This window comes from Streptomyces bambusae (assembly GCF_020532645.1).
GTDB lineage: Bacteria > Actinomycetota > Actinomycetes > Streptomycetales > Streptomycetaceae > Streptomyces > Streptomyces bambusae.
This window is the reverse complement of sequence record NZ_JAJAUZ010000002.1, coordinates 270,857-278,967: the sequence shown is the minus strand read 5'-3', so window position 1 is coordinate 278,967 and position 8,111 is coordinate 270,857. Positions and strand designations below refer to the sequence as shown.

Below are 8,111 nucleotides of genomic sequence, written 5' to 3'. Positions count from 1 at the left end.
AGCGGGGTACTTGTCCGCCTGCGAACCGACGCCCACCCGGTCGAGGAGCGCCCGCGCCTTCTCGATGGCCGCCGCCGAGTCCGTGCCGCGGACCTTGAGCTGGCCCAGCGTCACGTTCTCGAGCACCGTCTTGTGCGCGAAGAGGTTGAAGGACTGGAACACCATGCCGACGTCGGCGCGCAGCCGGGCGAGCGCCCGTCCCTCGGACGGCAGCTCGTTGCCGTCGATGGTGATCGTGCCGGAGTCGATGGTCTCCAGCCGGTTGATCGTCCTGCACAACGTCGACTTGCCGGAACCGGACGGGCCGATCACGACCACGACCTCGCCGCGCGCAATGCTCAGGTTCACGTCCTGCAGCACGTGCAGCGCGCCGAAGTGCTTGTTGACGTCGCTCAGTACGACGAGGCCCTCGGCGGCCGGAGCCGCGTCGGCCGTGCCCTTGTCCACTGATACTCCGCTCATCGGTCTCTGGCTCCCGTCCCTGCTCGGTTGGAAGGACAGTAGTGAGGGGGTGAGCACAGCGTCATCACATCTGAGCGAGAATTGAGCATAACGATACGGCTTCTCCGTGACACTGTGCGTAATCGCCTCACATGTACGCGTACCGGGTACATAACGGAAGGCGCGCCGCGCCGGAACCCCCTTGACGTGGGGCTCTTCATCCGCGTGGATGCATGGTGGCCCGTACGAGACTCCGGAAAGGGGGACCCCATGAGACTGCTTCTCGTCGAAGACGACGACCACGTCGCGGCGGCCCTGTCCGCGATCCTCGGGCGGCACGGCTTCCAGGTGGTGCACGCCCGCAGCGGAGAGGAGGCCCTGCAGGCCCTGCTGCCCGCCGACGCCCCTCCCTACGGGGTGATCCTCCTCGACCTCGGCCTCCCCGACCAGGACGGCTACGAGGTCTGCGGGAAGATCCGCAAGCGCACCGGCACTCCCGTGATCATGGTGACCGCGCGCGGCGACGTGCGGTCCCGGATCCACGGCCTGAACATGGGCGCCGACGACTACGTGGTGAAGCCGTACGACACCGGTGAGCTGCTGGCCCGCATCCACGCGGTCAGCCGGCGCACCTCCGGCGGCGACGACGCGGCACCCGCCGCCGACACGGTGGTCCGGTTCGGGCCGGTCGGCATCGAGCTGCCCACCCGCCGGGTCACCGTCGACGGGGCCGACGTACCGCTCACCCGCAAGGAGTTCGACCTGCTGGCGCTGCTCGCCCAGCGGCCCGGCGTGGTGTTCCGCCGCGAGCAGATCATCAGCGAGGTCTGGCGCACCAGCTGGGAAGGGACCGGCCGCACCCTGGAGGTGCACGTGGCCTCGCTCCGCTCCAAGCTGCGCATGCCCGCGCTGATCGAGACCGTCCGCGGCGTCGGCTACCGGCTCGTCGCGCCGCCGTCCGGCTCCTGACGCCCGGTCACCCAGCGTGCGCACCCGGCTCCTCCCGCTGCTCGTCGTCCTCATGGCGGGCGTCCTGATCGCCTTCGGCTTCCCGCTCGCCGTCAGCATGGCCGCGGCCGAGCAGCAGCGCGTGGTCGTCGACCGGATCGACGACACGGCCCGCTTCGCGGCCCTCGCCCAGTTCGTCAGCGACGCGGCGTCCAGCGGTGCCGTCGGCGCCGACGAACGCCGCACCACCTTGCAGTTCGAACTCGCCCGCTACCACGACCTGTACGGGATCCGCGCGGGCGTGTTCACCCGTACGGACGCCACGATGGCCCGGGCGCCGGGCTGGTGGAGCCTGCCCGACGAAGGGCAGGGCCGGCGCGCCTTCGAGGAGGCGCTCGCCGGCCGGCGCAGCCACGACCCGCCGCAGGTGTGGCCCTGGGAGCAGTCCTGGCTGGTCGTCGCCTCGCCGGTGGTGCTGGACGGCGACGTGGTCGCGGTCGTGGTCACCGAATCGCCCACCGGGCAGATGCGCTCGCGGATCCTGCGCGGCTGGCTGATCGTCGGCGCGGGCCTCGCGGCGGCCATGCTGCTGGCGTTCGCCGCCGCGCTGCGGCTGACCAGCTGGGTGCTGCGGCCGGTGCGCATCCTGGACGCGGCCACCCACGACATCGCGACCGGCCAGCTGAACTCGCGGGTCGCGGCCTCCGGCGGACCGCCGGAACTCCAGCGGCTGGCGCACTCGTTCAACGAGATGGCCGACCACGTGGAAGAGGTGCTGGAGCAGCAGCGGGCCTTCGTCGCCGACGCCTCGCACCAGTTGCGCAACCCGCTCGCCGCGCTGCTCCTGCGGATCGAGCTGCTCGCGCTGGAACTCCCCGAGGGCAACGAGGAGATCGCCTCGGTGCGGACCGAGGGCAAGCGGCTCGCGCAGGTCCTCGACGACCTGCTCGACCTCGCGCTCGCCGAGCACGCGGCCGCCGAGAAGGGGCTCGTCGACATCGGGGCGCTCGTCGGCGAACGCGTCACCGCGTGGCGGCCGTACGCGGAGGAGAAGGGGGTACGGCTCACCGAGGCGGGGCAGGCGGCCGTCACGTGCTGGGCCGATCCCATCGCGCTGTCGAGCGCGCTCGACGCCGTCATCGACAACGCGCTGAAGTTCACGCCCGCGGGCGAGGAGGTCACCGTCACCACGACCGCCGGGACCGGCGTCGCCACGGTGGTCGTCGCCGACCGGGGACCCGGCCTGACCGACGAGGAGCTCGAACGGATCGGCGACCGGTTCTGGCGCAGTGGCCGCCACCAGAACATCAAGGGCTCCGGCCTCGGACTCTCCATCTCCCGTGCCCTCCTCGCCAAGAGCGCCGGCACCCTCTCCTACGAGACCAACCCCCCGCACGGCCTCCGCGTAACCCTCTCGGTCCCCCGCACGGAAGCCCCGGCCCTGTAACCGGGCGAGCCCGGATCCCGGGGCTCCGCCCCGGACCCCGGTCCTCAATCGCCGGACGGGCTTGATCGTGCCCCCTCCGCAGTTCGCCTGCGGGCTGAGACGACTCGGCCTCGCCGGCGTTTGGGGCGCGGGGTCCGGGGCGGAGCCCCGAACGGCGGCCACGTCAGGGGCGGGCACGGGCAAGAGGGCGGCGGCGTCACGGGGCCACGGGCCGACGCGCATACTGGATCACGACCGCCACCACAGGAGCGCCCGTGAACACCCCCGCCACCGGACCGAGCGCCGCCATCGACATCGGCGGTACGAAGATCGCCGGCGCCCTCGTCCACGAGGACGGCACGCTGACCGCCCGCACCCAGCGCCCCACCCCCCGCACCACCGCCCCCGAAGACGTCATGCAGGCCGTGGCGGACGTCGTCGCCGACCTCGCCCGCGACCCCGCCTGGTCCGCCGTACGGCGCTGCGGCATCGGCAGCGCCGGCCCCGTCGACGCGTCGCGCGGCACCGTCAGCCCGGTCAACATCACCGCCTGGCGCGACTTCCCGGTCCTCGCCCGCACCCGGGAGGTCCTGGCCCGGCACGGCGCCCCCGTCCCCACCGTCCTCGTCGGCGACGGCGTTGCGATGACCGCCGCCGAGCACTGGCTCGGCGCCGCTCGCGGCCGGGCGAACGCCCTGTGCATGGTCGTCTCCACCGGCGTCGGCGGCGGCCTCGTCCTCGACGGCCGCCTCCACCCCGGCCCCACCGGCAACGCCGGCCACATCGGCCACATCTCCGTGGCCTTCGACGGCGAGCCCTGCGCCTGCGGCGGCCGCGGCTGCGTGGAGCAGATCGCCTCAGGCACCGCCATCGCCCGCTGGGCCGCGGAGCAGGGCTGGACCGGACCCGACCCCACCGCCGCCGGCGTGGCCGCGGCCGCCCGTCTCGGCGACCCCGTCGCCGTCGCCGCCTTCGACCGGGCCGGCCGGGCCCTGGCCGCCGCCATCGCGGCCACCGCCACCCTGGTCGAGACCGACCTCGCCGTGATCGGCGGCGGCGTCGCCGGCTCCGGCGACGTGCTCTTCGCACCGCTCCGCCGCCACCTCGCCGACTACGCTGCCCTCGACTTCGTCCGCGGCCTCGACGTGGTCCCGGCCGCCCTCGGCACCGCCGCCGGCCTCATCGGCGCGGCCGCGGCCGCGGTCGAACTCCTCGAAGGCGCCGCGGCCCCGGCCGAGCGCTACGGTTTCGCCGACCGGTAGTACCGCGCTGCGCCCTCGTGCAGCTCCAGCGGATCCGTGTAGATCGCCGTCCGCAGGTCCACGAGCTGCGCGGCGTGCACCTGGTGCCCGATCCGGTCCCGGTTGTCGATGACCGTCCGGGTCAGCCCCTCGGTCAGCGCGGCATCCGTACGATCGGTCGTGACCAGCAGGTTCGGCACCGCCAGGGTGGTCACGTCGTCGTTGCTGCGCGCCCACTTGTACGTGTCGGGGGAGATCACCGCACTCCGGTAGTACCGGGCCGGCGTCCCGCTGCGCTGCAGCTCCTTGATCATGTCCCCGAGCTGCACCAGCCGGATGTCGGTCCGCTCCGACAGCTCCTTCACCGCGTTCGTCGGCAGCCCGCCGGACCAGATGAACGCGTCGATCCGGCCCGCCTCCAGCTGGGCCGGCATCTGGTCGATGCCGATCGACACCGGTGTGATGTCCGTCGCCGGATCCAGCTTCGCCGCAGTCAGCAGCCGCTCCGAGATCAGCCGTACGCCCGACGCCGGCTGGCCGATCCCGACCCGCAGCCCCTTCAGGTCCCGTACCGAGTCCACCCGCGAGTCCGCCGGCACCACCAGCTGCACGTAGTCGTCGTACAGCCGCGCGCACCCGCGCAGCCGGTCCGCGCCCGGCCGGTCGTCCATCTTGTACTTCGACACCGCGTCGGCCGTGGCGATCGTGAAGTCCGCGGCGCCCGTCGCCACCCGCTCCAGGTTCTGCTGGGAGCCCTCGCTGGGCAGCAGCGCCACGTCCACCTGCGGCAGGTCCCGCGTCAGGGCCTCCTGGAGCAGCTCGCCGTACAGGTGGTAGACGCCCGAGCGCCCGCCCGTGCTGAAGGTCAGCGGACCCTCCGGCTCCGGGCGCCCCAGCGGCAACAGCCACCACAGCAGCAGCCCCAGCACGGTCAGCCCGGCCGCCGCACCCGCCAGGAGACGGCGTCTGCGGGACCGGAACCCGGCGAACCGGGGGAGTGCGAGGGGCATGTGCGCGATCCTGCCACCTCGCCCCATTCCCGGCCAGACCCGGCGTCTCACGTCACACGGGCCCCTCGCGCACCACGCACCGGGCCGAGCCACCACCGCGCCCCCTTTACCCTGGACAGGTGAAGACGTACGAGGTGCGCACCTACGGGTGTCAGATGAATGTGCACGACTCCGAGCGGCTCTCCGGACTGCTGGAGGACGCCGGCTACGTCCGCGCGCCCGAGGGGACCCCCGAGGGCGAAGCCGACGTCGTCGTCTTCAACACCTGCGCGGTCCGGGAGAACGCCGACAACAAGCTGTACGGCAACCTCGGCCGGCTCGCCCCGATGAAGACGAAGCGCCCCGGCATGCAGATCGCCGTCGGCGGCTGCCTCGCCCAGAAGGACCGCGAGACCATCGTCGCGCGCGCCCCCTGGGTCGACGTCGTCTTCGGCACCCACAACATCGGCAAGCTGCCGGTGCTGCTGGAGCGCGCCCGCATCCAGGAAGAGGCGCAGGTCGAGATCGCCGAGTCGCTGGAGGCCTTCCCCTCCACGCTGCCGACCCGCCGCGAGTCCGCCTACGCGGCCTGGGTGTCGATCTCCGTCGGCTGCAACAACACCTGCACCTTCTGCATCGTCCCGGCGCTGCGCGGCAAGGAGGAGGACCGCCGTCCCGGCGACATCCTCGCCGAGGTCGAGGCGCTCGTCGCCGAGGGCGTCTCCGAGATCACCCTGCTCGGCCAGAACGTGAACGCCTACGGCTCCGACCTCGGCGACCGCGAGGCCTTCAGCAAGCTGCTGCGCGCCTGCGGTCAGATCGAGGGCCTGGAGCGGGTCCGCTTCACCTCCCCGCACCCCCGCGACTTCACCGACGACGTCATCGCCGCCATGGCCGAGACCCCGAACGTGATGCCGCAGCTGCACATGCCCCTGCAGTCCGGATCCGACCGGATCCTGAAGGCGATGCGCCGCTCGTACCGGCAGGAGCGCTTCCTCGGGATCATCGAGAAGGTGCGCGCCGCGATCCCGCACGCCGCCATCTCCACCGACATCATCGTGGGCTTCCCCGGCGAGACCGAGGAGGACTTCGAGCAGACCATGCACGCGGTCCGCGAGGCCCGCTTCGCGAACGCCTTCACCTTCCAGTACTCCAAGCGCCCCGGCACCCCGGCCGCCGACATGGAGGGCCAGATCCCCAAGGAAGTCGTCCAGGAGCGGTACATGCGCCTGGTCGCCCTCCAGGAGGAGATCTCCTGGGAGGAGAACAAGAAGCAGGTCGGCCGCACCCTGGAGGTCATGGTCGCCGAGGGCGAGGGCCGCAAGGACGGCGCCACCCACCGGCTCTCCGGCCGGGCGCCCGACAACCGCCTCGTCCACTTCACCAAGCCGGACGCCGAGGTCCGCCCCGGTGACGTGGTGACCGTCGAGATCACCTACGCGGCCCCCCACCACCTGCTCGCCGAAGGCCCCACCACCGGGGTCCGCCGCACCCGCGCCGGCGACGCCTGGGAGAAGCGCAACGCCGCCCCCGCCCAGCCGGCGGGCGTCATGCTCGGCCTCCCCGCGATCGGCGTCCCGGCGCCGCTCCCGGCCGCCACCGGCGGCTGCTCCGTCAACTGACACCGGCGGCGGCGCACGGCCGGACCTCCGGGTCCGGGCGGTGCGCGCAGCCCCGCTCGTCGGTGCCGTCCGCGCGGCCCCTACGGGCTCGTCCGTGCGCACGCCGTCGCCGTCCCGCGCGTACTACGCTGCGGATCATGCTCGTAGCCGCTGCCGTATGTCCCTGTCCGCCGCTGCTCGTGCCGGAGGTCGCGGCCGGGGCGGCCGGTGAACTCGCCGCCGCGCGCACCGCCTGTTCCGACGCGCTCGCGGTACTCGCCGCCTCCCGGCCCGACCGCCTCGTCGTGGTCGGCCCGGCCGGCGGTGACGCCGCCGGGTCCTACCCGCAGGGCAGCCCCGGTTCCTTCCGCCGCTTCGGCGTGCCGGGCACGGAGGTGCGGCTCGGGACCGGCGAGGCCGCCGGCGGCCGCGAGCTGCCCGCCGCCCTGGCCGTCGCCGCCTGGCTGCTGGACCACACCACCTGGTCCGCCGCCCCCGTGTCCGGCCTCGCCGTGGACCCGGCCCTCGGCACCGACGGATGCCTCGCCGCCGGCCGCGAGCTGGCGGCCGGCCCGGAACGGACCGCCCTGCTCGTCCTCGGGGACAGCAGCGCCTGCCGCACGGTCAAGGCCCCCGGCTACCTCGACGAGCGCGCCGCCGGCTTCGACGCCGCTGCCGCCCGCGCCCTCGGCACAGCCGACACCGCGGCCCTCGCCGCGATCGACGCGGACCTCGCCACCGCACTCCAGGCCGCCGGACGGGCCCCCTGGCAGGTCCTCGCGGGCGCCGCCGAGGTCGCCGGCCTCGACGGCCGGCTGCTGTACGAGGACGCCCCGTACGGCGTCGGCTACCTGGTCGCCGCCTGGTCCTGACCTCCGGCCCCGCGACCCGCCCGCGCTCCCGTTCGCCCGCACGCCCGAGGGGCGCGGGGAAGCACCCCGCGCCCCTCGGACCGGGCGGGCCGTCAGGAAGCCGCCGGGCCACCGTCCGGGTGGTCCTTGTGGGCGATCTTGCCCAAGGCGTCCTTGGCCTTGCCCGTACCGGTCGCTATCTGGCCGCTGTACTTGCCCTTGGTCTTGGAGTCCACGGCCTGGGCGACCTTGTCCAGGCGCTCGCCGATCTTCCCCTCGTGCTGCTGCGCGAGGTCGCCGACCTTGTCCTTCGCCGGCCCGAGCTTGGCCTTCAGATTGTCCAGCAGGCCCATGGGTCACCTTCTCTTGGCGGATTCCTACGTACGGGCGCCCTCGCCGGCCTCGCTGTCCGCCGCCTCGGCCGACTGCTGCTTCGGGATCTCCACGCCGGCGGTGCCGGCCGATCCCTCCGCGGCGGTCCCGGCGGCCTCGCCGGCCGGCTCCTCCGTCACCGCCGGAGCCGGCTCCGGAACCGCCTCCGACCCCGCCGTGACGGTGTCCTTGGCCTTCCGGCGAAACCATGCAAAAACGCCCATGTCTACTCCAATAACGTT

9 protein-coding genes are annotated in these 8,111 nt (G+C 73.4%); 5 read left to right on the top strand and 4 right to left on the bottom strand.

Annotated features, from left to right (window positions below; all coding sequences use genetic code 11):
- Positions 1 to 462, bottom strand: a 462-nt coding sequence (locus LG634_RS02670; RefSeq protein ID WP_226731911.1) for an amino acid ABC transporter ATP-binding protein, incomplete at its 3' end; no start/stop codon positions are given.
- A 249-nt stretch (positions 463 to 711) separates the two neighbouring features.
- On the opposite strand from LG634_RS02670, the gene LG634_RS02665 reads away from it, so the two are divergent.
- The 3 genes from LG634_RS02665 (at position 712) to LG634_RS02655 (ending at position 4,077) form a co-directional block, all read left to right on the top strand.
- Entirely contained in the window at positions 712 to 1,410 is a 699-nt protein-coding gene (locus LG634_RS02665) for a response regulator transcription factor (RefSeq protein ID WP_226731910.1), read from the top strand.
- Between the two features lie 16 nt (positions 1,411 to 1,426).
- Positions 1,427 to 2,836, top strand: coding sequence for a HAMP domain-containing sensor histidine kinase (locus tag LG634_RS02660; protein ID WP_226731909.1), 1,410 nt, complete (start codon positions 1,427 to 1,429; stop codon positions 2,834 to 2,836).
- Between the two features lie 254 nt (positions 2,837 to 3,090).
- Positions 3,091 to 4,077, top strand: a complete 987-nt coding sequence (locus LG634_RS02655) for an ROK family protein (protein ID WP_226731908.1) — start codon at positions 3,091 to 3,093, stop codon at positions 4,075 to 4,077.
- On the opposite strand, the gene LG634_RS02650 is transcribed toward LG634_RS02655, so the two are convergent.
- Positions 4,056 to 5,066, bottom strand: a complete 1,011-nt coding sequence (locus LG634_RS02650) for a TAXI family TRAP transporter solute-binding subunit (RefSeq protein WP_226731907.1) — start codon at positions 5,064 to 5,066, stop codon at positions 4,056 to 4,058. The two genes, LG634_RS02655 and LG634_RS02650, sit on opposite strands and share 22 nt — an antisense overlap.
- 119 nt (positions 5,067 to 5,185) lie before the next feature.
- On the opposite strand from LG634_RS02650, the gene miaB reads away from it, so the two are divergent.
- Entirely contained in the window at positions 5,186 to 6,667 is a 1,482-nt protein-coding gene (gene miaB / locus LG634_RS02645; protein WP_226731906.1) for a tRNA (N6-isopentenyl adenosine(37)-C2)-methylthiotransferase MiaB, read from the top strand.
- 137 nt (positions 6,668 to 6,804) lie between these two features.
- Positions 6,805 to 7,518: a class III extradiol ring-cleavage dioxygenase family protein gene (locus tag LG634_RS02640; RefSeq protein WP_226731905.1), complete on the top strand. Its 714-nt coding sequence runs from the start codon at positions 6,805 to 6,807 to the stop codon at positions 7,516 to 7,518.
- Between the two features lie 92 nt (positions 7,519 to 7,610).
- Here the strand turns inward: LG634_RS02640 and LG634_RS02635 are convergent, their stop codons facing one another.
- Both LG634_RS02635 and LG634_RS02630 read right to left on the bottom strand, forming a co-directional pair.
- On the bottom strand, positions 7,611 to 7,850 hold the full coding sequence (locus LG634_RS02635) for an antitoxin (protein ID WP_226731904.1): 240 nt from the start codon (positions 7,848 to 7,850) through the stop codon (positions 7,611 to 7,613).
- Positions 7,851 to 7,874: 24 nt separating this feature from the next.
- Positions 7,875 to 8,093 carry a hypothetical protein gene (locus tag LG634_RS02630; RefSeq protein ID WP_226731903.1) on the bottom strand — a complete coding sequence of 73 codons (219 nt, stop codon included), beginning with the start codon at positions 8,091 to 8,093 and terminating at the stop codon, positions 7,875 to 7,877.
- Between the last annotated feature and the right edge of the window lie 18 nt (positions 8,094 to 8,111).

Bases quoted from the DNA above. Each gene is read 5' to 3' on its own strand.
- LG634_RS02665 (WP_226731910.1), top strand. From the start codon at position 712: ATGAGACTGCTTCTCGTCGAAGACGACGACCACGTCGCGGCGGCCCTG.
- LG634_RS02650 (WP_226731907.1), bottom strand. From the start codon at position 5,066: ATGCCCCTCGCACTCCCCCGGTTCGCCGGGTTCCGGTCCCGCAGACGC.
- LG634_RS02640 (WP_226731905.1), top strand. From the start codon at position 6,805: ATGCTCGTAGCCGCTGCCGTATGTCCCTGTCCGCCGCTGCTCGTGCCG.
- LG634_RS02635 (WP_226731904.1), bottom strand. From the start codon at position 7,850: ATGGGCCTGCTGGACAATCTGAAGGCCAAGCTCGGGCCGGCGAAGGAC.
- LG634_RS02630 (WP_226731903.1), bottom strand. From the start codon at position 8,093: ATGGGCGTTTTTGCATGGTTTCGCCGGAAGGCCAAGGACACCGTCACG.